The following is a 21,264-nucleotide window of genomic DNA, read 5'->3' as shown; positions in this document are numbered from 1 at the left end:
GAGCATACAGCTCAAGGGAGGACATGATTATGAAACAGTTCGTGATCGCAATAGTCGCGACGCTTCTAATGCCAGTTTCATTTGCTCTAGCTCAGGATGTGGCAAGGCATCCCGGGGAGGGTGACGTCCAGCGCTATGGGGGGCACTGGCGATACTTGCATCGCTACTGGAGCACGCCTAGCCATCCTAATACCAGTGTGTGCTGGGAATGGGATCCAATTGACGGTCGTTGGGAATGGGAATGCGAATAAATGATGCGAATATGCGAATAACGCCGCGTCTCACCTAACGTCTACTCTGGGTCATGAACTGCCATTCGCGTCGGTCCGCGATGCGCCGAAAGCTGTCCAAAGGCAAACGCTTGAGGCGCCTCCTGAGTCGTCATTACCAACCGCCAGATTTCAACCGCCAGATTTCAAACAATGATGTCCATTAGCGGAACTTGATTGTGTCAGTTGTCGAATGGCTCTTGTCCCTCGGTGCCCTCGGGACGACCTTCGGTATCTCTGGTTGATTGGATGGTGGAACGATTCAAGATTGAAGGGCTAGATTGGATCAAAGTTGGATCGAAGGTGGAGTCTAATTGCGGCACCGTTCTTTGAACATACTTCGGCTGCGCGGAACCCGCAGCCGGACCGATCAGCAAATCAAAGTTGCGCAAAGGCGCGGGCCGTTCCCCTCATGAATGTAAGCGATTCCATACCCACGCGCCGGTGTGACCGATCACATAGCCGAAGATCGCACGCGCTTCGCCCCACGGCTAACCGCACAAGTTGCTCTCAAATAAATCCTGCAGCACAGCAGATTATTGGCATCAATATGCTCAGGCGATGCCGTAGTGGATAGCCCAGGACGGACCGGACTTTTTCGCGCGTGATGGGCGCATCAGAACGCCCGGACCGCGATGTAACGGCCGGGCGTTTTTCGTTACTTCTGAGCCGCTTCGAGGTGCGTTAACGCTTCGTCGGCGTGTCCCGTCGCCGCCGTGGCGTCCTTTTTCTTGCCTTCCGCAATCGACGCCTTCAGATGCGTAATCCCTTGCTTCGTGTGCTCGTTCTTCTTCGCCTTTTCAGCCGCTTCGGCGTGTTTGAGCGCGGCGACGGCGTGCGTCACCAGCTTGTCTGCATGGCCTTGCTTGCCCTCATCGATTGCTTCCTTGGTGTGGCTGATCGCCTCGGCGAGGTGGTCTTCAGCGAACGCCACGCGCGGCGCGAGTAACGCCGCGACGCCGAGCCCGATGCAAAGCGCGAAAATTCTGCGGTTCATAAGAATATCCTCCTGTGAGCCCATTCCCCGTAAGGGAACGGAGCGGGCAGATAATCCACAACTCTTGATGACTGACGGATGAATTTGACAGCCTGGCACCAAGGTCGGGCGACCAACGCCACCGGATCGCTCCCGACTATCCAGAGGCCGGCGACACGCCAGTCGAAAATCACGGGCGCGCGGTCATGATCGTGGCGCATCCATTTGTTCGCGGGCCCCACGATGATGGTCGCCGAGCCCATCTACTGGTTGTTTCGGGATGGCACGCGCTTTCCCACAATCCTGCAAAGGCGAGCGGGCGACCGTCCGGCGCCGAGGATGATATGGCGAGGTTTAAAGCCGACCCGATCGCCATTCTCGCGGATAGTTCGCGAAGTGCTGACGAGCTGCCACACCGCCGGGATTTGAGCCGCTCAATCGGCACACGATCAAAGACCGTTTTGAAAAGATCGACGTTCGGCGGCGAGCGAAGCGGCGTGGAGCGACGAAGATCATTAAGGCGACGGCGGCTACGCCCCGACAGCTGCGTGCGTGACAGCCGTTGCGAATGGGGCGCTACCGCAAATTCGCCTAAAAATTTCTATATTGGTAAATGAAATCTGGGGATGAAGGATCGGGCGCAGCGCCGAAGGGACAGGAAAACTCTGCACAAGATCTCTTCGATCCTAAATCAGTCTCGAATTTGGAAACAATCAATGAAAAACCCGTTTAGAGCATGGCCTTTCAGGGTTGTCGGGAAATTGCGCTATGCCGCAGAGGCGTTTTGGAAACCTGTTATGAAGAAAACCTTGGCTGTTAAGCCAGCAATTGCAAGTGAAATTATTGCAAATGGCGCTATTGAATACCGCTCCGGCGCGCTTGAGCAGAGCCGGTGCCATTTGCCGGCTCAAAGTCAGTATCGTAATGCAGAGTTTAGGAAAAATAGATTTGGAGAGGTAGGAGCAACACAAAGCCTCATTGTAATTGAATGTATCGATGGTGAATTTGTCTCGACGACGGTGGGACCGTATGCGCCGGTTCGCAAGTCGCCACGATTTGCTGCGATAGCGGCCTTGATCATCGCGCTAGCGGCGCTAACCGGAAAACATGCCTATGACGGCATGGCGTCAAATTCCATATCTTCAAAGAAGATTGCGTCGATTGAAAAATTAAAGTCAGCGCCCGCCGTTCCTTCAGTAGCAGATAAAATGCCGGGAGCGCATGAAGTATCAAGACCCCTTGCTCAATCAGGAGCGGTTGAGACAACGGATGTGGTCAAAAACCACATACCCTCTCAAGCAACGACTCTCGGAGAGATTGAAAGTCGTCAAACAGTTATCGAGGAGAACCTCATAACGGAACCGGCGACTGTCGACAAACAGAAGTCTACGATGGAAATTTCTGGTTCAACCCAAGATGGGTTTTCTCAGCATATAACGGCAACTAATGTTGCGGTAAGAACCCCCCTCACCGACTTTGCTTCGACGAACTCTCAACCTCTAGGCGCCTCTGAAAGAGAGCCTCTTGGTAACCCAAATCCGGCCGCAGGTGGCGGTGATAAAATTGAAAATACCGTCAACGTTGTAAAACATAAGACCGCTGCCCAATCCAAAAGGCCACGAGAGAGCAGTGGCACTACGGTAATTGGCCGCGTTTTCAGCGGCTTTGCGAAGCAATTTTCAACAGATTTGCGGCGACTTCCAAGACAAATTTCATCGATATTTGAAAAATGAAACAGTTGGATTAACAGAATTGTCACGATGACTGATAGGCCCCCAGTGACGGTCAAATTGGAATGTTAGTGCATTGTCGGCCTGCGGGTGGTCGGCCCCCATGGGGTGATCCAGTTCGAATGTTAGTTTCAGATTGGCATTTGGACCAGCGCTGAGCGCCCGGCGAAGCTGGCTGGGGTTGCGCGGCCGGGAGAACCGCGGGGGCTGGCGCGGCCGATATCCCAATGACAAATGTGACCCCAGTTCATTGTAATGACGCCGCCAGCTTTCGATGACGATCCGCGCTTCCTTAAGCGAGGGGGGTAATTGTGTTCCCTAACCTACATGTTTTGTCCGCAACATTCGCGTGCGGGTGATGTTCGCTGGGAGCGCCCAGCTAAACCGGGACGACACCCAGGCCGGGAGCGACGCAAAATCGATGACCTATGTCGAATCATGGCATTTTCGCGCGTCGGGTTCAGCGAGCTAGGTCAGTCGTCCACGTCTGTGCGGGGCTGTCGCGTGAAATTCCGCGCATTAGCCACCAATATCTCACATAAAATCATCGCGGACATTCCGCGTCGCGGGGCAGAGGTCGGCTCCTGACCTGAAGCGGACGTTTTGATCGAAACGACATGACCGGCAAACTGCGCCGCCTTGTGCAAATATCGTTTGCATAACGCAATCCACGGCCATCTGGCGAACGACAGTGGGAAATCACGACCAACACCTATATCTTCGCGGGCATTGGCGCTGTCATTTTGGGCGGTCTCGCCTTGCAGCCCTCGGCGGCATTCCCAAAACCATCGCCGCAGCCGTTGTAGGCGCATTAGCGGGCGGAGCGCTGGGCGTCTTTTTTAATCGCTACATCGCCGCGAGCCAATTCGGCGTGGCGTGGAATCGAACTGGAACGCCGAATGAGGCGCGCCGTTTCGCTCGCGGGTCAGGCGACATCGTTCGCTTTGAAACAATTGCGGGCAAGCTTTTTGCTAGGTAGCCGCGCCGCGGACCGCGTAATGGAGGTCGAGTTTGCGCGACGAGACCAAGTGCTCCTCCTGTGTCGGGTGGTCGTATGAGGAGAAGCTGCTGCATATCGCTCCCTCGGGAGCGCAGTGCCGCCTGTTGTCAAGCTACAAGCTGAACCTCGATCGAGGCGTGGATACAGTGCGCCGATTGATCCTCGCGGATGTAGCAAGGTTTCAGGAGATGGGCGCACAAAAATATGCAGATGACCTGAAGATCGTGCTCGCCTGCTTCGCGGCTGAGTGCTTGAGTGACGCCTCAGATTGCCAGGAGAAACCTGCTCCGGAGTAAGCCAAGCAATTTGTGTGGCGCCGCAAAAGACACTCAACGCGACACCCTGGCGCGTCAAACGACCACATTGCAGCACATGGCCGTCTCCGGCCAATGTTTGCCGAACCTCCTCTACGACTAAAACTTGCCCGGCTCGCTCCGGGCTTTTTTTCTCACATTCTTTGTGTCCCATGCACACGAGTTGAGCATGGGCGGCGATGTTCAAAGTCCCGCGTCAGAGTAGTTCCCGAGAATGCACACTGCCCGGAAAACCCGTACAGTAAGGCTTGCTGAACTACAGCCCACCCAGAGGGCCGTTGGATACGGCGAGGTGCGCGACAAGCGCTCGAAGTGGAGAGCCTTGTCGGCTGAAGTAAAGCGCGATTTTCTCGCGTCTCATCCTTTTCCAGCGATCTACGGGCCTGGGGCGAAATATTTCATCGTCGATGGTCACCATTTGGCTTTCGCACTCCTCCAGGAGGGCGTCGACGAGGTCTCAATATGTCAAATCGAAGATCTGTCGGACCTCGATGCAAGTCGGTTTTTCCTCGCTCTACAAGAGCGTGGCCTGATTTGCCCTAGCGGAGCGCCGCAGACGCTTTCGGAGTTGCCGCGTGCGCTCCAGGATTTAGCGGACGATCCGTTTCGAACCCTCACAGCCAGCCTGCGCCGAGACTGTGGATGCCCCAAGGATCAGGCGCCCTTCGCCGAATTCCGCTGGGCCGATTTCTTACGCGCCCATCTCAGACTCGATTCACAGCGAAGTGAGCCTGCCCTCGCGATCGCAGGAGCCAAAAGGCTCATCCGAGACGCCTGGTGCAAAGACCCGTGTGCCAAATGCCGCTGCAGGGAAGAAGCGGTTTCATAGGCGCCTAGAAGGGTGAGTGTCGCTCCTGCGTTGCTCCCTCACGATCGCTCAGCTTTTAAGGAGCCCCTTCGGCGGAATGCGATTCACCCAGCGCCACCGCTTTCGTCAGCTGCCTGGCGATCGTCTGCGCGACGCATTTTGCGTCCTCGGCCGACAGTCGCTTAACAAGCCCGCGCCGAGTCGGATCGTCTTCGAAATAAATGTAGGCGAGCGCGATCCCGTTCGCGTCTTCCACGATAGGATTCGCCGCTCTTGCGGATGCGCAGCGGCGGCGATTTCTATTGAAGCCAAACCGAAGCCGAGCTAAACGCAACAACGCAGAGTGCCGAGAATGCGCCAGACCAAAAAAGAGCGCAGCGGCGGGAGTGGGAGGGAAGACGCCTCATTCATAAGCTCTGACAGACGCTCGCACTCCTAACGGAGGCGGGCGTCTTTTGCTTTGGGGCCGCGCCCAAAAACAAAGACGGCCGCCAGTGCATCCGTGATCGAGCGTCCTGGCCGCAGCTTTGTCGAGGGAAAATCCTAAGATCGCCGCGAGATAGGCGCGCGGCGGCTTTTTGAAAAGACGCTTGGGGAAAGTCGCCAGCCCGCCTTGATCCTTGCGCGCTCAATGCCTACGCTTCCGAATCACGAGCCCGCCTTCCGCCCACAAACTCGCGGCTCGATATTCGACCCGGATCGAAGGAATGATCCGGGTCTTTTTTCATGATTTTCTCCGCTAGCAACGCTCGGCACTGCCTAGCGCCCATCATGGTTGCGAGCGCGCCGCCGCCGCAGTTCGCCCAACAGCGCCGTCATCCGTTCTGGCAGCGGCGCTCCGGCGATGCTGTCGTATTTGGTTAGGCGCTCGCCGATCTTTTGAAGCGACATGGCGAATTGCGCATCAAGTTCTCTGGCAGTGAGGTTCTGCCAGCCGTCCGGTGCTTTGCCCGGCATGACGCATACTCCCTTGAAGAAGGGGAACCCTCCTCGCAGTCGGATTGTTCCGCGAAAATGCTAAAAAAAATAAAGTGTTAGTATCGCCAAGCGCAAATCTCGCGCCACGGCGCAACCTGTCACCCGGCGACAATCGCCCGCTCAATCAGCGTTGGATCGTCATCGCCGACGTCAGACTTGTTGACCCCCGCCGAAACGATCCATTCCTGCAGCGCATCCTCGGGCGACGGATGCAACAGCGCGCCCGGATCGCCGCCAGCCATCCACAGGCCGATATCGCCCCAATCGAGAATAACCGGCATGCGGTCATGAAAGCGGCTCATCCATTCATTCGCCGGCCCGACGATGATCGTCGCCGAGTCCTTCATTTCCCGCGTTTGCGGATCGGCGAAGCTCTCCCACAGTCCGGCAAAGGCGAGCGGTCGACTGTCTGGAGCCGAGAAGTAGTGGGGTGTTTTTGCGCCTTTGGAGCCGGTCCATTCATAGAAGCCCGAGGCGGGAATGATGCAGCGACGCGACTTGAACGCCGAGCGGAACATTGGCTTTGTCGACACCGTCTCGGCGCGGGCGTTGAAGGTCGCCGGGAGCTTGTTCAGCGGGTCCTTCCACCAGAGCGGCACAAGGCCCCATCGCATCGGCGCCAGCTCTTTGCCTTGCGGGCCGAGGCGAATGACCTCGACCTGCGTCATGGGGGCAATGTTATAGCGGGGCGCGAGATTGCGCGGCTGGCCGATCAGGTCGGCGAGCCGGTGAAGCTCTTCCCATGAAAGGTGTTGCGTGAAGCGTCCGCACATGGGCGGAAGCATAACAGGCGCGAGCGCCGATGCGCCACGGCCTTGCGCCTTCATTGGCTCGAAACGAAAAAGCCCGGCACAAGGCCGGGCTAGTTTCTTGGGAGGAATGATGTTGACGCCTACATAGGTTTTGCTGCGTTCGACGCCAATGCGACAGCTTGCCATGCGCGGAGGCGTCGCCCCCCTCGGCCGGATTGGCGCTGGCCTAATCCCCCCATACGCCACCACGTCTCGCGCACAAAAGGTAACTCAGTAGCGGTAGTAACCGTAGTACCCACCGAGAGCCCAGAATGGGGCCGTCGCGAGTCCTACCGCTGCACCCGCAATGGCGCCGGCTGGATTGTACCAGGGATAGTAGCCATAGTAGCGGTAGTGACGGTGACGCCAATATGCATGTCGCCAGTAATGGCGATGGCGACAGCATCGATAATGCACGCTTTCGAGGGGCGAAGAGAGACTCAGCGTTTCTTTGCCCGCTATGCTCATTACCCCAGCATTGGACTGGTTGACTGAACCCCCGAGCGCTGCTGTGCCGCAAATGATTCCGAGCGCACAAGCCTTGGCGAACTTACGCATGTTCGGCTCCGTGATCTTGACGCGCGGCAAGCGCCAAACACTGCCTAAGCTATTGTTCTGCGCCGCCGCCGATCGAGCCCCGATAGATTGAGCACGTCATTGTGAAGGCAAGTGGCCCCCTCGCGTTTTTCGGCTTTCACTGCGGCAGCGCATTGTAGCCGTCTTTAAAGCCATCGAGAGCGAGTATGTGGCGAAGTCCCTCGCCGGGATTAGCGTAGATTGTTATTAGCAAATTTTTTCCGTTGAGCATCTTGCTCATCAGGTTGTTGCTGATCGCGCCTTCCGCAGCACAGGTAATCTGAGTGCACCTAAAGAATGGCAGCTTCGGGAATTCAGCCTCGTCGACTTTGACCCCCACGCCTTCCAGCAAGAAAGTTCCCAGCGGCGCGAAAACTTGAATCACTCCGTTGGGCATGCCGGCCGCTTTTCTGACCGCAACCATCAAACCGACATTCGGCTGTTCTTCCGACATCGCCTTTTGGACTAACGCGCATAGCTTGACGTTATTTGTCGACGGCGAGCACTGCGTTTCCCAAGCGCCAAATTTTGATGTTTCAGGCTGCTGCGCTAGCGCGGCGCCCGCTAAAGAATAGGCGAACGACAGACAGGCGAAAACACTGCCCAATGACCTTCTACGCATTGCATTCGAGTGCCCTGATATTCTCATGCCCGACGCGCCCGCCTTAGCTCGCACTAATAAACGCTCGATCGATACGGCGGCCAGTGCGGTGTGACTTGCACGTTCCTGGTGCCGCATTCTATGCAGACAAAGCGCTGCGTCTTCGGAAAATCGATGAACGAGAAACACGCACGCGCGCCGATCGCTTCGAGGAAGGCCTAGCTGCTCGTCATCAAATGGCGCGCAGGACGAGCCGACCCATCGAAATTCTCGACCTGCGCACTTAGCAGAACACCGGTTTTCATCAGGAAACTTTGGTCGCCGTCAGTGTAACGGCTCTTCCTGGAATGAATGTCCTAGCCCGGTTCGGAGCAAAAGCCATATTCTTGTGTGTATCGCAATAAATGGCTTCTGGTGCGCATGCGCATCCGCAGAACCGCAACGAGTCGAAATGGTGCGGATCGCCAATTGGCCAGCGGCACTTTCCATTCTGAATCTGCATGAACTGAATAGGAACCGACGTGAGCAATGGCTTCGAGTTGCTACTTTGCCTTTGATTGCTGATGTGTTGGCGGTCGGGGTCTTGCTTTTCGATCAGATCGGCGGGCGCGGGCTGGTTAGTCTCCTTCTTCGGCTTGGTCATTTCGCTTTCGTAACCCTTTCGTTGGTCGGAGAATAATATCGATGCGGCGCGCGAGTGCGGCGCGGCCGGCAAAAAGTTCATGAGCAATGCTGCCCCCTGTAGGGGAGTGACGGGGAGGGTCACGTGCTTGGGCGTGCAGGCGGGGACCATCACACGCCCGCCCCTGGTTGTCCAATTTCCGCCAGCTGAGCGTATGCGAGTATCCGTTCACATTCGCATCAAGCGCCGCTCAATTGTAGGACGTCGCGTGAGTGCCGTCCGTCAGGTATATGATATTGTGCGATAAAGTCGGATGAGTGGTCGGAGCGAGAGGATTCGAACCTCCGCCCCCTCGTCCCGAACGAGGTGCGCTGTTTCGACGGGGCGCAAATTGAAGTTTGCTGATCACGTTCGCCACCGGACGGTGCATTCGAAGGGATCGGTGACTGCTTTTGGCGCGAAGCTGACTCCGAGGCGCCAAGCCTGCGAATTCAATCATCCATGGGTCTGCTTGATGCACGCTCGACTCGGCGAAGCTGCGTGAAGATCATGGAAGCGGATCGAAAGCTGCCTGAGGTGCGGGAAAAAGAAGACGCTCACCGGTTGGGCACGATAGAAGCGCTTTCGTGGCGGGCGACCGTTGCGCGGCTATTTCTTTCCGCAGCACTCGTTGTCTTGGGCCTCTACTTACTGGCGAATTATCTGCGTGCGTTGGCGTGGGCCCTCGTCCTGGCGGTGGCTCTTTGGCCTCTCTATGATCAAGTGCGGGGAAAATTGTCGCCTAGGGCAGGCAAGAATATTTTGCCTGTTTTCTTCACTGCCGTCGTCGGGTTGGCAGTCTTTATATCCGTAGCGACTCTTGTGGTTGACCTCGCCTGTGAGCTGCGTGACCTGATCGACTACGGGCGGCAAGCGGAGCGATCTGGAATTGCGACACCCGATTTTATCACACACCTTCCATATGTCGGCGAATGGGTCACTAACTGGTGGCGCGAACATTTATCACATGCGGGATGGGCGAAGGAGCTCATTGCAAAAGTAAACACATCGTGGCTTCGTGAGCTGGGAGCGAACTTAGGCGCCAATGTGCTGCATCGTGGAATCATCTTTGGCGTATCCCTGCTGACGCTGTTCTTTTTGTTTCGTCATGGCGAAAGCATATCGGCGCAATGCCGCACCGCCTCACAGAAGCTGTTTGGTGAGCAAGGTGAACGCGTCGCCTTACAGATGGCGGCGTCCGTGCATGGAACCGTTGCTGGACTCGCCTTTGTGGCGATTGGAGAAGGCGTGCTGATAGGCGTCGTTTATTTCTTCACCAAATTGCCTCACCCAATTCTATTTGCGATGGCTACGACTGTAGCTGCGATGATTCTGTTCGCCGCGGGCATCGCAGTGGGTGTCGCAGCTATCATATTGCTTGGAGTGGAGGGACTTGGACCGGCAATAATTGTCGCTTTGGCCGGCTTTGCCGTTATCTTCCTAGCTGATCACTTCGTGAGGCCCAGGCTGATTGGAGGGACCACGAAGCTCCCGTTTCTTTGGGTTTTGCTAGGTATTCTTGGAGGCATCGAACGCTTTCAACTTTTGGGCCTTTTCTTGGGGCCTGAGATAATGGCCGCATTGACGCTCCTGTGGCGAGAGCTAGCTGCCCCTGCCACTGATCGAAATTCCTCATTCGATCTTTCCAGCCGCTCGAACTCTTAAGTAAATCGAGCGATCACTCGAGCTAGCTCGACGGACAATGGCAGCGATCGACGATCTCGGAGCGTCACACGTGATGGCAGCCACTGACAGACGTCAAGCTGTAAACTCGCCCATCCTCACAAGAGAGAGGCCGGTTCACTGCTTCCTCTGCGTTGTCATGGTTGCTGGATACAGCCGATGCTTGGATCATTGCCACCATGCCCGGAACAGAGCTGCGCGCCTGAACCTTGCCCACACTGGCAGCTGCCGTCGTTGCAATGCGCACAGCTTTGCGGGGCCGGCGGCGCGGTTACGGCAGACGACCAATAGATGCCCTGATCGTCATGGACGCCTTTCCACGCAGCGAACAGACGGCTTTCAAACACTGCGAGCGAAGGGCCTTGCGACGTGCCGACGCCACTTATGCGTCCCTGTGCATCCCAATGTTGACCGTTAAAACTTGACCAATAGATACCCTGATCGTCATGCACGCCTTTCCATGACGAAAACAGCTGTCCCGTGAAGAGGTGTATTGACGGACCATGCGAGGTTCCGACGCCAGCCACCTTTTGCTGAGGCGCCCAGCCCTGTCCGTTGAAGCTGGACCAATAGATTCCTTGATCGTCGTGCACGCCCTTCCATGACGCGAAAAGCCTATTTTCGAAAACCGCCAGCGAAGGACCGTTTGACGAGCCCACGCCTCCGATTTTCTGTTGCGGGGCCCAGCTAACGCCGTCGAAGCTCGACCAATAAATGCCCTGATCGTCGTGGACGCCTTTCCACGAAGCAAAGAGTCTCCCTTCAAACACCGCCAGCGAAGGACCCTGTGACGAACCAACTCCACCGATTTTCTGCTGGGGGGTCCAGTTTGCGCCGTCGAAGCTCGACCAATAGATGCCTTGATCGTCATGAACACCTTTCCAGGCAGCGAACAGACGACCCTCGAACACCGCGAGCGACGGCCCGAAGGATGTGCCAACGCCCCCGATGCGCTGTTGCGGCGCCCAGCCTTGTCCATTGAAGCTTGACCAGTAGATGCCCTGATCATCGTGCACGCCCTTCCAGGCGGCAAAAAGTCGGCCTTTGAATACCGCCAGTGACGGCCCGTTGGACGTGCCAACGCCATTGACTCGTTGCTGTGGGGTCCAGGCGAGATTTTCGCCCCGCGCGGAAAAAGATTGCAGGAAGAAGCATAAAGAAAGCGCTCCAAAGAGGGCTCTTATGAGGAGAAGATGCGAACAACGAGACGTATAAATCGCCACCGCTCTGTTTTGGGTTGGTTGCATATTTTTCTCCAATTCTCCGATGAAAGCGCTTTCTTGCATCAATCGTCCGTCGATCGTCACCATCAATTTAAATGATGCGCCGTATAGTGATCAACGTATAAGACATTCGTTCAGGAAGCTTCTTCGCGCACCGGCGCACGCCATGGCAGCCTGTGCAGCGAGAATATGGTCTTGTCCACGGAACCAAATTGAGCCTTTCGCGTTCTCCCAACTCTGTCAATTAATATTCTTTGAGACGTGACTACTGGGGCCCAACTCTTGGCCGGCATTTCATAAAGGGGTTGATAGTGAAAGATGAAGTTACGCAAAGTCTGCGCTGATAACAATTTGCCGAAGAAAATTGCATTTGCTTGCTCGCCGGACGATTCCCCGTGGATCTGCCGCTTTCATCTGCGGCCTAAATGCAATGAACCATTGATCCGGGTATGTCACGAACGGCAATATCGAGTTTCGCAGCCACGCCCGCCTCCGATCGGGCTGAGTTCGCGCAAGTCGAAATCGATTGCAACCGAAACACTTGCCAGAGGATCATTACGATGAATAAGGCAACATTGTCAGTCGTTGCGCTCGCGACGGTCAGCTTGACCGCAACGGCGAGCAGCGCTTTGGCTGCATCGCAGATGCATGACCTCCAGACAATCTGGAATCAGAAAGCAAGCCACGGCGTCGAGCAGGCCCGCATCGTCTTTCCGGGCATCATCAAGCACTGTCCGCCGGGCTACCATGGACGGCCGCCCTATTGCTGCCGTCGCATTTTGGGCATAGTGCGCCATCCATAAGATGTCATTGTTGAGCCGCGCGCCCGATGTCGTAAGGTATCGGGCGCGAGGCGAAGATTTTCGCAAGCAACACTTTAATTCGCTTCACGAGGCTTATCCTGAACCAGATTCTGCGTTCCAATTCCACCACCTTCCCTCCTATCGCTTGTGAGCCGTTGAGCTTTAAGGACGCAATGGCGCCGCTTGGCATCGAACGCTTCGTAAACGGCCACTTTGAAGAGAGGCCACTTTTTCTGTCGCGCAACAAAGCCGACTATCATCAAGCGCTCATATCGCTCGACGAAATGGAGCGGTATCTTGAAGTTGCGCGTCCATCTTATGAAAGAGTTTTTCCAATAGAAGAGAAGCAGGAAATCGAGGCCCCTCGATTCACCAACGCCAGAGGCGAGATAGATTGTGAACGCCTTTTCAGCTTTTTTGATCAGGGCGCCACCATCGTCTTTCGTGATGTTCGTGAAGACTTTCCGGGCCTGCGTTCCTTGTGCCGTTCGGCTGAGAAGGCCCTCAATCATCCCTTTGATGCAAACGTTTATTGGTCGCCGCCAGGCGGTCGCAGCTTTCCGATTCATTACGATGCCTGCGACGTATTTGCGCTGCAAATATCGGGATCGAAACGCTGGCGCATCTACGCGCCAGAAATTGAGCTGCCCCTTCGCAATGAGCACTGTGCCGAAGCGATCGAGAACGCCGAATTAATCGGCGACTTTACGTTGCATGCGGGTGATCTGCTCTATATACCGCGCGGTTTCCCTCATCTGGTCGACGCGCTCGATGAGCCGTCGCTTCACGTCAGTCTCGCAAGCTTTCCTTACACTTGGGCCGACGCGCTCGACGTCGCGTTGAAGAACGTGTTTGCGACAAATTCCGATTTTCGCCGTGCGCTGCCACCGGGCTTTTGCAGTCGGCAAAGCGGCCTGCGGGATGAATTTCGTAGACTGATCGAGCTTTTCGCGGCGTCGGCTTCCTTTGACAACGCCCTGGATTCGATCATTCGCAGGCTCGTTTCAGAACGACCAGCAACCACAGAAGGGTCTCGTCAACGCTTCGAGCAGGCGAAGGTTCTCACCTCGCGAGATTGGCTCGCGGCGGATCCGGACAACCTTTTCACGATTGATGTCGAACCGACGGCGATCACCTTGACCGGACGCAATCGCCAGATTTGCTTTGTGGTGAAGGCGTTACCGACGCTCGAATTCGCGTTAACGCAACAGCTCTATCGTATCGACGCAGCTCCAGGCGAGCTGGAGAACGAGGCGAAGATCGACCTCATGCGTACGCTTCTTACCAACGGTTTTGTGTCGTTAGCCTCGGAGCCCGATTGAAGCCCGCTTCTTCGATACGCCGAGTGACGCTACTTGCTCGCCTTTTGAGAGACTCTCCCCACGTTGGGGTGTTTTTCTTTAGTCTCCCGCCAACAGCCTTTTGCAAATCCTTAAGTAGTTCGCCGGCGCGGCGCTCGGCGCGCAGCCTTATCTCGCATGCTTGTTCAGTCGACAGCGACCATCACTTCGGAAGATTTGATGACGGCGTATACCTTCTTGCCCACCTGTAGGCCGAGTTCCTCGACAGACTCGTTGGTGATTGACGTTGTGATGGTGTTGCCATTCACGTCGATCAGCACGTGCGAAGTCGTGGCTCCCTCGTTTATCTCCTTGACGGCGCCTTCGAACACGTTTCGGGCTGAAATTTTTTTCATAGCTCTTGCCTCAGTCTCAGCGTCAAAGCGGATATCGCTTCAGACGCCGTTCACCTATTGCACACGCTAAGAACGAAAAAGGGACGGGAAAGCAGCAGTAGCCTAAATTCGGGACGCCCCGAGCCCGGATGTACGGTCGGGGCGTTTTGATGAGGGAAAGAAATCCTTGCGCGGGGTTGTAGACAACGACGCGCGGCCAAAAAAAGACGGGGAAGGAATTGATCGCTGAAGATGCAGCATTCCAGAACGTGAAGGCGGATAAAAACGCTGTCGTCTCCATCGAAGCGCAAACCGCCGGACTGTGCGCCGAGCCATGGGACGCAAGCGCCATATGATTAGCTCTTCAACCGACTTTCGGATTGAGCGGCGCGTCCCCACAATACTCTAGGAATTCCGAGGGCTCGATCCTGCGGCGGTGCACCACAAGTGAAGAGTGGAGCGGTTGACATAAATGGGTAGACAGGTTTTGCTATGTCCGTTTCATCCCTAACAATCGTATGTGTTTTGAATTACGAAGGAGTTTGATCATGACTAGCACTATAAGGATTGAGAACTTCGTCGAGGAGGCAACGGCGAAAGTGCAAATCTCCGTTAGTAGGTGGGGCGAAGAAGGATCGGATATAGATGTAGTCTACCATCCCATGGGGTTTCAGAAGAATATAGTTATGAGGCGTGAAGACCCCAGAGGTTTTATCATGATGCTGATGGGCCAACGCGCCGGAAAAAAACCGCCGATAGAGCTCGCTTTCTTACTGTATCCCGACAACACTTATCAGATCAGACCCGCAGCCACTGTTCCCTATCTAGAGGTTTGGGAAAACGCAAAAACCAATCTCATCCCGATTAACCTGCAAGATCGTTAAGGCTGAGTTTGTTCGAATTCGGTCGCTGTCACTTTCTTGATTTGCGGCGGGATTTGAACGCCGAGCGAAACATCGGTTTCTCGCTCACGGTCTCAGTGTCTGCGCGACCGCCTAGGCGTCGGCGCTAGAGGGGCGCTTGGCGATCACGCGTCGTGTCGGTTCATCTTCGAAATAAACATAGGCGAGCGCAATGCCGTTTAGGTCGGCGACGACATAGGATTCGCCGATCTTGCGCACGCGCAGCGGCAGGGCGTAAGACGCTGTCACAGTCACGCGACCGCCTGGATAAGCGCAGGATCATCGTCGGCGACGCCAGATCGGTTCACCCGCGGTGACACAATCCATTCCCCGGCGTGCGGTTGAAAAAAAACCCACAGCAGAGACGCCGCGGGCAAGGTAAGGCTGTGTCGCTTCTAGAGGCGTCGCCGGCCAATTAGCTCCACAACGCTCGATGGCGCAAGCGTGGCGCGCGCGCACGAAAAACCCGTCGGCCTGAGAGCCGACGGGGCGCCAAGGTTGTCGGTGTTAAAAACAACGTATCTATAGCATGTTAGCCGACAGCTTGTCCATGATGGCGCGAGCATCGTCTCGACATTTCTGTGAATAATCATGCAACCGAAGCTGCGGGATGTGCGGTCGGCAAGTGTGTCGCTTGGGTGCTCCGAAGGTCTCCGTGCCATCGCAGCTGTCGACGTCTGCTTAAGTCGCGCTAGCGCCATGGCCGTCTGAAGGAAGGACCAAATCGCGAGCGCGATATTCTTCACTCAGCGCTCCTGTAGAGCAGTGAAAGTCGCTTTTGCGCCGAGCTCATGAATCTCATCCTCTCTTGCCCGCGCGGCACCGCCGAGGAACGAGGCTGGCCAATTTGTGCATGTTTTTTCTGGAAACCCTTTTCATTGAGCTGCGCCGGCTGACGCGGTTGTATGTTTTGGGCTTATGATGACAAATGGTTACGAGCGATCCGGCTTTTCGACACAAACGACCGACATGAGAGCGCATCAAAAATAGGAGGGAACGGGAATGAGAGCGGTGAGACTCGGAGCGGCTGCTTTCATCCTTGTGTCGGGATCTGCTATGGCGCAAGACGCTCTGGTGAGACTTCGATGCGAAGGAAAGAGCCTGACCAGCGATTCACGCATTGAGCCATTCGGGATTGATATAAACGATAAATCTGTGACATTGGACGGCGTTGACAGTTTTGAGAGTAAATTTTCTCTGATTCAAAAGGACACGAAATTTTATGTGTTCAAAAATGGCCCGAAGACTCAGGGCGGCAATATCGATCGGGCGAACGGAGCTGTCTATCTCTACGCGTTAAACAAAGCCGCACGCAAAGTCAGTCGTTCGATCAGTGGACTTTGCTCAAAAGCGGACTAGCCTGTTCTGCCCGTCAAAACAGGCGCCAGAAGAGGACGATCATCACGGCGTAGAGCGTTGCCAAACAGCGCCGCTTCGGCGAAATCCGTCTTCGACGCCTGCAAGCCCTCGGGCTGAAGCCACCAAGCGAACTGGCCGCTGATCCTAGGCACGAGACAATTGAGCAGCAGGACGCTCGCCGCATTGCCGACGAAGAGCGCGACTGCAAAGGGCAGATCGGTCCATTCCTGACAGGACGCGCGACACAATGCTGTTCGGTAGTCTGCGTGCAGGGCGGGTGCGTTAGCCATCATATTTCAGCGAGCGTGGCTTCCAAACACATGCTGTCAAAGCATCGCCGTGCAAAGGTCTCGCAATCGACCGTTCGGCGGCTCCGCCGCGATAGTCCGTGACGAGCAGTCTTGATGATGTATTGATCGTTAACGCTCAGTCCGTGCGCCCAGTTGATGTCCGCGGCGCCGTTACCGTCTCGGGGGCGGGGGAAGGCTTTTCGGCTGGGGGAGGCGACGGGTTAGGCTGATTCTGTACGTTGGTTTGGCTCTGCACCAACGCGTTGCCGGCCCAGAATGGATTGAGCGCATCCAGCCCCGGCGGACTCACGACGTTTTGGGGAGGCGCTCCACCGAGCATGAGATTCGCGTCCTCGCTTGTCGGCTCCCGCTCCGCGCCGCCATGCTGGTTTTTGCCGCTCTCCAAGGCCGCGATCATTTTAGCAATCGTTTCAGGCGGCACAAGGAAAGGCTCTGACACTTGCCCGTTGTTTGAAACGAACGCGCCATATCCGGCTTGGGTGAGGGTCTGTCCTCCCACTTCGGTGACGCCATATTGATGCACGACCAGTGTGCCGGATGGACCAACTTGCACCATCGCCGTTCCCCCGCGCACGCCGATAGACGCCGTGGGGGTCCGAAGCTGCGCGCCGGAACCATGGCTGACGCCGCCGCCGACAAAGCGCATCACGCCCTTCGCCAGTGAAACGCCCTGGCGCCCGCCGCCGCCGCTATAGACGAAATCGTCGATCGTCACGGAGCTACTGCGGCCGACAGTCATCGTCGAGGTGTCATTGAAGACAATCTGCGCGCTTCCTTCCTGGCTCGTTTCAATGCGCTCGCGCTTCTGCACGCCGAGACCGAGTGACAACGCACGCCGTGCGGCGCCAGGTGGCGTGCCATGCGCTGTTTGATTAACCGCGCCCACATTGCCGACAGTTTCCGCCAGTGCCGACTCGGGGAACGCTATGGCTGCGGCGATAAGCGCGCCGGAGATTAGCGCCTTTGATCTGCGCGTGTCCACGTAAGCCTCCCAACGGCTGGCGATCTTCAGCGCTCCTGAGCTAATCGAAATTATCGAAACCGCCCGATCGAGGATATCAGAATGGATGGTTTGCTGGAAACCGGCAGATTGAGGCCGCAACGCGCGCGCTGGCCTTCGCGAAGGCGACAGAATGACTCATCTCTGCCCTTCAGTCTGCTTCATTTCCAGTAGGCCCTGTGGGGCGCGAGCAGTTCGTCTTCAAGTTCCGGAACGGGGCCCACTACCTTGATGGGCTTCTGCCCTGCCGTGAAGACTGTGCGAGATGGCAGGTTCATCGTGGGGTTTCTCATGTCGGCACCGGTCAGTTTCTTCAATGTGATTTCATCAATGCCATAAACCACGTTTCCGATGTTGGCCCAATAGATGTTTCCGGCGCACATGGCGCAAGGTTCGACCGTCGTCACAAGAGTACATTTCCATAAGTAGTCGGGGTCGTACTTAACAAATGCCTGCCGTGCTATCACTGTTTCGGCGTGGTCCATCAAACTCACGTTTCCCTGTTTCATCAGCACCGTCTCGCCATCCGGCGCCACAAGCACTGCGCCAAAGGGCGGATGACCAGATTCCAGCGCTTCCTTGGCGACCTCATTGGCAGTCCTCAGATTTTTGAGGACCTGCTGATGCACTGGCATAGCGATATCCTTCATTGCAATTCTCTTCTCTCGGCTATTACGTCATGGGAGCATGAGGACCCAGCCGTCTACCCCAATTGACATTTGACATCTTCTCCTGAGATGCCGCCTAAGGGCGCGAGGGAAGCGCTAATCGGCTTCTTCCACCAAGCTGGCACGAGCCAGCGCATCGGAACGAGCTCATTACCACCTGCCGCAGGGCGAATGACTTCTATCCTCGTCGTCGGCGCGATGCTGTAGCGTAGTGCCAGGTTGCGCGGTTGCCCGATCAAACCGGCAAGCCAGTGGAGTTCGTCCCAAGACAGATGCTGCGTGAAGCGGCCGCACATGACGGGAGCATAGCAGCTTGCCGACTATGGATGTAGCAGCGAGGCGTTTTGTTGTGTGGCGCCCCTGCCACAGTGGCGTCGTCAAATTCGATGATGCGCATATCGGAGAATTGTTCCGATACATGACTTGGGATTCGAAGGGCGGCGGCTTCCAGAGTAGGCTCAAAAAAGCATTCTTGCGTTCGTTTCGCGAGCGATTGAAGATTTAGGCTTCACTGCTGGTCTGCTCGACGAAAAATGGAAATGCCGCGGAATCGGTGGTTAGTGCTTTTCCACATACCGATGGTTGCCTCCAAGGCGAAGCGATCCTTCCGATACATCGGCAGCACTTGGTCAAGCCAAACAACATGCGCGCCTTCGGGAAGCCGCTGTAGCGCGCGCATGACAGTGTTGCGTTTCACCATGCTCGTTCCGTAGTGTTCGCAATCTTCGATGCTGTAAGGCGGGTCGGCGAGGACAAGGTCATATTTCGCTAGTGGAACGCGCTCTAGCTTCTGTGCGTCGTCAACGTACGTCGGCTTCAGCGCCGGATTGATGTCGACAGTATCCCCAGGAAAAACACCGATATCGACCTTGCCGCTAAATAGGTGCAACACGCGCTTCTTGTCTGGGAATAGAGCCTTCATGCGCTTCAAATATCCGGCGGGATAGCCGCCGTAATATTCCGATTTAACGCGGTAGTCGTTGCCCATAATCCAGGTGCCGACAACGCGCCCATCCTCTGAAGCAAAAAGACTACGCGGGAAGCCGGTCTTGGAGACATAGCTATCGATCCTGTTTTCCCAAAGCATGGCCGAGCCCCAATCTAAATCATTGGGGAAGTTGCCACAAAACCTGCCAACGTACAAGCAATTTCAAAATCAATGTCTTCCGCATGCACACGAATTTGTGAGCGCTTGGGAGCGGCGCGCTAATAAGGACACTACCTGGCTCAAGTCACCGGGCAGCACCTATTTTGATTTCGCTTTTTTCTTCTTGAGCCTAACGCCCGGTCCGCCGCCGTTCTCGGCGATGAACTCGACGCCAGCCTTTTCAAGGGCGGCGCGCAGCTTTTCGCGTGCATCAACCGAGACATTCACTGTCTCAAGCTCCGTTCTCTTGATTGTCGGCAGCGATAGACCGGCCGCTTCGGCAAGTTGAGATTGCGACCAGCCTAACAGTCCCCGCGCGCCGCGCAATTGAGCAACAGATAGCAGCGCTGACGGCGTCTCTGAAACCTTTCGGATCATTTTGCTTGACACCTTTTGTATCACATAATATGATCCTATATGTATCACGCAAAAGGAGCCGCCTGCAATGACCAGCTTCGACCGCTCCGCCATCATGAAGGCCGCTCATTTCACTGCCCGCTGGCGCGTTCAAAGCGTTGGCGGCTCCTATCGGCAATGGTTCGCCAAGGCGCTTGCCGCTGAATGGAAGAAAGCCAAGGCGGCTCGCCTGCGCAATGAAAGCAACATCGGGCTTCCGGTGCGCACCTGCTTTGCGGATGGCCAGCAGCAGCGCCTTCCGCTTTGCCGCCTCTACACCACGCATTCCGGCCGTCTCGCCGGATCGTTCGCGGCCTGATCTTCAAGAGGGACCGCCGACAAGCGGCCGGGCGAGGTATGCGGCAAGCCCCCTCCCGGCCTAACCACAACGCAAAGAGGACTTCGCATCATGGCTGAGAAACCAATTACACCATCGCGGCGGGCCATGCTCGCCGGACTCGCCGCTGCGCCGGTCGCCGGACTTCCCGTCATCGCTGGCACGGTCGCGAGCGATGATCCGATCTTCGCCGCCATTGCCGAGCAACGCCGCTGCAATGCGCTTGCCGACGAAGCGCTCGTGGCCTGCATTCGCATAATCGAAGAGGACGCAGCGCAAGACGCCATAGAGGAAGCCGAGGACGCTTTCAGCGAAAAGAACAAGGCATATTTCGACGCAGAGATAGCCGCCCTATCGACACGGCCGATGACGTTCGCAGGCGCATTGGCGCTGCTCGCCTTCCTCGCCGAGCATCTTGAAGGGCCGCATAGCGATCCGGGGGAGGACTATCCCGAACCATTGCTTGGCGCAGTTCACAATGCGCTTGCGGTAATCCAACGGGAGGCGCAGTCATGAGCAAGAGGCGCAAGAAACTGCATCCAGCCGAGCCGCCCGTGCAAGGTCGCCTTATGGATAACACCCATTGCGACCAATTGTCGGACATGAAAAGACGAATCTATGCGCTGCATCTCGCCATCTGCGGAGTTCGCGATGAAATCGGCGACAATTCCGCCGACGCGCTGTCTCAGCTTTCGCTCGATATTAGTGACCAGATGGAAGCGGTTTATGCGGCGTTCGCTGCAGAGTTTGAACTGCGCCACGCGGAAAGGGGTTTGGCATGACCGCCCCCGCCAATGCGAACGTCCGGGCGCTCTTCGTCCGCATCTGGCGCATCCGGCTCGCGCGTTGGGCCATGCGTAGCTCGCGGCCCTTCAACGATCTCGCCGATTGGTTCTTGCCCGAGGATTTGAAGCGACGGCTTTGAGACCTACATCACGCGAGCGCCGAAATTCGTTTCCAGCGCAAGGAACGCCGCTGCTGTCATCGATCGCCAAGCACTAGCGACGTCTGCTCCGCAACAGCGAATGAGGTGTAGTTAATCGGAGCCCTTTTCGA

The 21,264-nt window shown here is 56.3% G+C and carries 28 protein-coding genes and 1 pseudogene; 12 read left to right on the top strand and 17 right to left on the bottom strand.

All coding sequences use genetic code 11. The annotated features are described in order from the left end of the window. Positions 1 to 927: 927 nt before the first annotated feature. Positions 928 to 1,266: a small metal-binding protein SmbP gene (gene smbP / locus FEV16_RS08290; RefSeq protein ID WP_138167152.1), complete on the bottom strand. Its 339-nt coding sequence runs from the start codon at positions 1,264 to 1,266 to the stop codon at positions 928 to 930. A gap of 695 nt (positions 1,267 to 1,961) precedes the next feature. On the opposite strand from smbP, the gene FEV16_RS08285 reads away from it, so the two are divergent. After that, positions 1,962 to 2,978: a hypothetical protein gene (locus FEV16_RS08285; protein WP_138167151.1), complete on the top strand. Its 1,017-nt coding sequence runs from the start codon at positions 1,962 to 1,964 to the stop codon at positions 2,976 to 2,978. Positions 2,979 to 3,188: 210 nt separating this feature from the next. On the opposite strand, the pseudogene FEV16_RS17225 reads toward FEV16_RS08285, so the two are convergent. Then, positions 3,189 to 3,287: pseudogene (locus tag FEV16_RS17225) on the bottom strand (integrase core domain-containing protein); the annotation flags it as partial. A 699-nt stretch (positions 3,288 to 3,986) separates the two neighbouring features. On the opposite strand from FEV16_RS17225, the gene FEV16_RS08280 reads away from it, so the two are divergent. Then, positions 3,987 to 4,271, top strand: coding sequence for a hypothetical protein (locus tag FEV16_RS08280; RefSeq protein ID WP_138167150.1), 285 nt, complete (start codon positions 3,987 to 3,989; stop codon positions 4,269 to 4,271). Positions 4,272 to 4,503: 232 nt separating this feature from the next. Beyond that, positions 4,504 to 5,118 (top strand): ParB-like protein, encoded by a 615-nt coding sequence (locus FEV16_RS08275; RefSeq protein WP_138167149.1) that lies wholly within the window; start codon positions 4,504 to 4,506, stop codon positions 5,116 to 5,118. A 55-nt stretch (positions 5,119 to 5,173) separates the two neighbouring features. Here the strand turns inward: FEV16_RS08275 and FEV16_RS08270 are convergent, their stop codons facing one another. From FEV16_RS08270 to FEV16_RS08245, 6 genes are all read right to left on the bottom strand, one after another. Next, positions 5,174 to 5,353 carry a hypothetical protein gene (locus FEV16_RS08270; protein WP_138167148.1) on the bottom strand — a complete coding sequence of 60 codons (180 nt, stop codon included), beginning with the start codon at positions 5,351 to 5,353 and terminating at the stop codon, positions 5,174 to 5,176. Positions 5,354 to 5,856: 503 nt separating this feature from the next. After that, positions 5,857 to 6,054, bottom strand: a complete 198-nt coding sequence (locus FEV16_RS08265) for a hypothetical protein (protein ID WP_138167147.1) — start codon at positions 6,052 to 6,054, stop codon at positions 5,857 to 5,859. A gap of 119 nt (positions 6,055 to 6,173) precedes the next feature. Then, on the bottom strand, positions 6,174 to 6,902 hold the full coding sequence (locus tag FEV16_RS08260) for an SOS response-associated peptidase (RefSeq protein ID WP_246657227.1): 729 nt from the start codon (positions 6,900 to 6,902) through the stop codon (positions 6,174 to 6,176). 195 nt (positions 6,903 to 7,097) lie between these two features. Next, the gene (locus FEV16_RS08255; RefSeq protein WP_138167146.1) at positions 7,098 to 7,424 is read right to left on the bottom strand and encodes a hypothetical protein; all 327 of its coding nucleotides are present in this window, start codon (positions 7,422 to 7,424) and stop codon (positions 7,098 to 7,100) included. Between the two features lie 136 nt (positions 7,425 to 7,560). After that, positions 7,561 to 8,049 (bottom strand): invasion associated locus B family protein, encoded by a 489-nt coding sequence (locus tag FEV16_RS08250; protein WP_210234871.1) that lies wholly within the window; start codon positions 8,047 to 8,049, stop codon positions 7,561 to 7,563. A 298-nt stretch (positions 8,050 to 8,347) separates the two neighbouring features. Continuing rightward, positions 8,348 to 8,767, bottom strand: a complete 420-nt coding sequence (locus tag FEV16_RS08245) for a GcrA family cell cycle regulator (RefSeq protein ID WP_171015170.1) — start codon at positions 8,765 to 8,767, stop codon at positions 8,348 to 8,350. A 447-nt stretch (positions 8,768 to 9,214) separates the two neighbouring features. Between FEV16_RS08245 and FEV16_RS08240 the strand changes: the two genes are divergently transcribed. Further along, positions 9,215 to 10,369: an AI-2E family transporter gene (locus FEV16_RS08240; RefSeq protein WP_138167234.1), complete on the top strand. Its 1,155-nt coding sequence runs from the start codon at positions 9,215 to 9,217 to the stop codon at positions 10,367 to 10,369. A gap of 155 nt (positions 10,370 to 10,524) precedes the next feature. On the opposite strand, the gene FEV16_RS08235 is transcribed toward FEV16_RS08240, so the two are convergent. Next, complete coding sequence (locus FEV16_RS08235) at positions 10,525 to 11,634, bottom strand: hypothetical protein (RefSeq protein ID WP_171015169.1); 1,110 nt, start codon at positions 11,632 to 11,634, stop codon at positions 10,525 to 10,527. 536 nt (positions 11,635 to 12,170) lie between these two features. Here FEV16_RS08235 and FEV16_RS08230 point away from each other — a divergent pair. After that, positions 12,171 to 12,413, top strand: coding sequence for a hypothetical protein (locus tag FEV16_RS08230; RefSeq protein ID WP_138167142.1), 243 nt, complete (start codon positions 12,171 to 12,173; stop codon positions 12,411 to 12,413). 173 nt (positions 12,414 to 12,586) lie between these two features. Continuing rightward, complete coding sequence (locus FEV16_RS08225; RefSeq protein WP_138167141.1) at positions 12,587 to 13,735, top strand: cupin domain-containing protein; 1,149 nt, start codon at positions 12,587 to 12,589, stop codon at positions 13,733 to 13,735. A 164-nt stretch (positions 13,736 to 13,899) separates the two neighbouring features. Here the strand turns inward: FEV16_RS08225 and FEV16_RS08220 are convergent, their stop codons facing one another. After that, complete coding sequence (locus FEV16_RS08220; RefSeq protein WP_138167140.1) at positions 13,900 to 14,109, bottom strand: TOBE domain-containing protein; 210 nt, start codon at positions 14,107 to 14,109, stop codon at positions 13,900 to 13,902. Between the two features lie 527 nt (positions 14,110 to 14,636). Here FEV16_RS08220 and FEV16_RS08215 point away from each other — a divergent pair. Further along, entirely contained in the window at positions 14,637 to 14,972 is a 336-nt protein-coding gene (locus FEV16_RS08215; RefSeq protein WP_138167139.1) for a hypothetical protein, read from the top strand. A 111-nt stretch (positions 14,973 to 15,083) separates the two neighbouring features. Here FEV16_RS08215 and FEV16_RS16885 read toward each other — a convergent pair whose 3' ends face one another. Continuing rightward, complete coding sequence (locus tag FEV16_RS16885; RefSeq protein ID WP_171015168.1) at positions 15,084 to 15,245, bottom strand: hypothetical protein; 162 nt, start codon at positions 15,243 to 15,245, stop codon at positions 15,084 to 15,086. Positions 15,246 to 15,992: 747 nt separating this feature from the next. Here FEV16_RS16885 and FEV16_RS08210 point away from each other — a divergent pair. After that, a complete protein-coding gene (locus FEV16_RS08210; protein WP_138167138.1) occupies positions 15,993 to 16,349 on the top strand; it encodes a hypothetical protein in 357 nt (118 codons plus the stop codon). Here FEV16_RS08210 and FEV16_RS08205 read toward each other — a convergent pair. The 6 genes from FEV16_RS08205 to FEV16_RS17510 form a co-directional block, all read right to left on the bottom strand. Beyond that, positions 16,346 to 16,639 carry a hypothetical protein gene (locus tag FEV16_RS08205; RefSeq protein ID WP_171015167.1) on the bottom strand — a complete coding sequence of 98 codons (294 nt, stop codon included), beginning with the start codon at positions 16,637 to 16,639 and terminating at the stop codon, positions 16,346 to 16,348. The genes FEV16_RS08210 and FEV16_RS08205 overlap by 4 nt on opposite strands. 136 nt (positions 16,640 to 16,775) lie before the next feature. Continuing rightward, positions 16,776 to 17,642 (bottom strand): FecR family protein, encoded by an 867-nt coding sequence (locus FEV16_RS08200; protein ID WP_246657226.1) that lies wholly within the window; start codon positions 17,640 to 17,642, stop codon positions 16,776 to 16,778. A gap of 179 nt (positions 17,643 to 17,821) precedes the next feature. Beyond that, on the bottom strand, positions 17,822 to 18,310 hold the full coding sequence (locus FEV16_RS08195; RefSeq protein WP_210234870.1) for a nucleoside deaminase: 489 nt from the start codon (positions 18,308 to 18,310) through the stop codon (positions 17,822 to 17,824). 53 nt (positions 18,311 to 18,363) lie between these two features. After that, the gene (locus FEV16_RS08190; protein ID WP_138167136.1) at positions 18,364 to 18,624 is read right to left on the bottom strand and encodes an SOS response-associated peptidase family protein; all 261 of its coding nucleotides are present in this window, start codon (positions 18,622 to 18,624) and stop codon (positions 18,364 to 18,366) included. Positions 18,625 to 18,836: 212 nt separating this feature from the next. Continuing rightward, the gene (locus FEV16_RS08185; RefSeq protein WP_138167135.1) at positions 18,837 to 19,415 is read right to left on the bottom strand and encodes a hypothetical protein; all 579 of its coding nucleotides are present in this window, start codon (positions 19,413 to 19,415) and stop codon (positions 18,837 to 18,839) included. A gap of 159 nt (positions 19,416 to 19,574) precedes the next feature. Beyond that, entirely contained in the window at positions 19,575 to 19,853 is a 279-nt protein-coding gene (locus FEV16_RS17510; protein WP_348639973.1) for a helix-turn-helix transcriptional regulator, read from the bottom strand. A 67-nt stretch (positions 19,854 to 19,920) separates the two neighbouring features. On the opposite strand from FEV16_RS17510, the gene FEV16_RS08175 reads away from it, so the two are divergent. The 4 genes from FEV16_RS08175 to FEV16_RS16880 all read left to right on the top strand — a co-directional run bounded on the left by FEV16_RS08175 (position 19,921) and on the right by FEV16_RS16880 (position 21,133). Further along, positions 19,921 to 20,190: a hypothetical protein gene (locus tag FEV16_RS08175; protein WP_138167134.1), complete on the top strand. Its 270-nt coding sequence runs from the start codon at positions 19,921 to 19,923 to the stop codon at positions 20,188 to 20,190. Positions 20,191 to 20,280: 90 nt separating this feature from the next. Next, positions 20,281 to 20,724 carry a hypothetical protein gene (locus tag FEV16_RS08170; protein WP_138167133.1) on the top strand — a complete coding sequence of 148 codons (444 nt, stop codon included), beginning with the start codon at positions 20,281 to 20,283 and terminating at the stop codon, positions 20,722 to 20,724. After that, on the top strand, positions 20,721 to 20,990 hold the full coding sequence (locus tag FEV16_RS08165; protein WP_138167132.1) for a hypothetical protein: 270 nt from the start codon (positions 20,721 to 20,723) through the stop codon (positions 20,988 to 20,990). The genes FEV16_RS08170 and FEV16_RS08165 overlap by 4 nt, the downstream gene beginning before the upstream one ends. After that, positions 20,987 to 21,133 (top strand): hypothetical protein, encoded by a 147-nt coding sequence (locus tag FEV16_RS16880; RefSeq protein WP_171015166.1) that lies wholly within the window; start codon positions 20,987 to 20,989, stop codon positions 21,131 to 21,133. The genes FEV16_RS08165 and FEV16_RS16880 overlap by 4 nt, the downstream gene beginning before the upstream one ends. The last annotated feature ends 131 nt before the right edge of the window (positions 21,134 to 21,264 follow it).

Origin of the sequence: Methylocystis sp. B8, from assembly GCF_005771425.1 — a bacterium.
Taxonomy (GTDB): Bacteria; Pseudomonadota; Alphaproteobacteria; order Rhizobiales; family Beijerinckiaceae; genus Methylocystis.
This window is presented reverse-complemented; position numbering and strand designations above follow the sequence as displayed.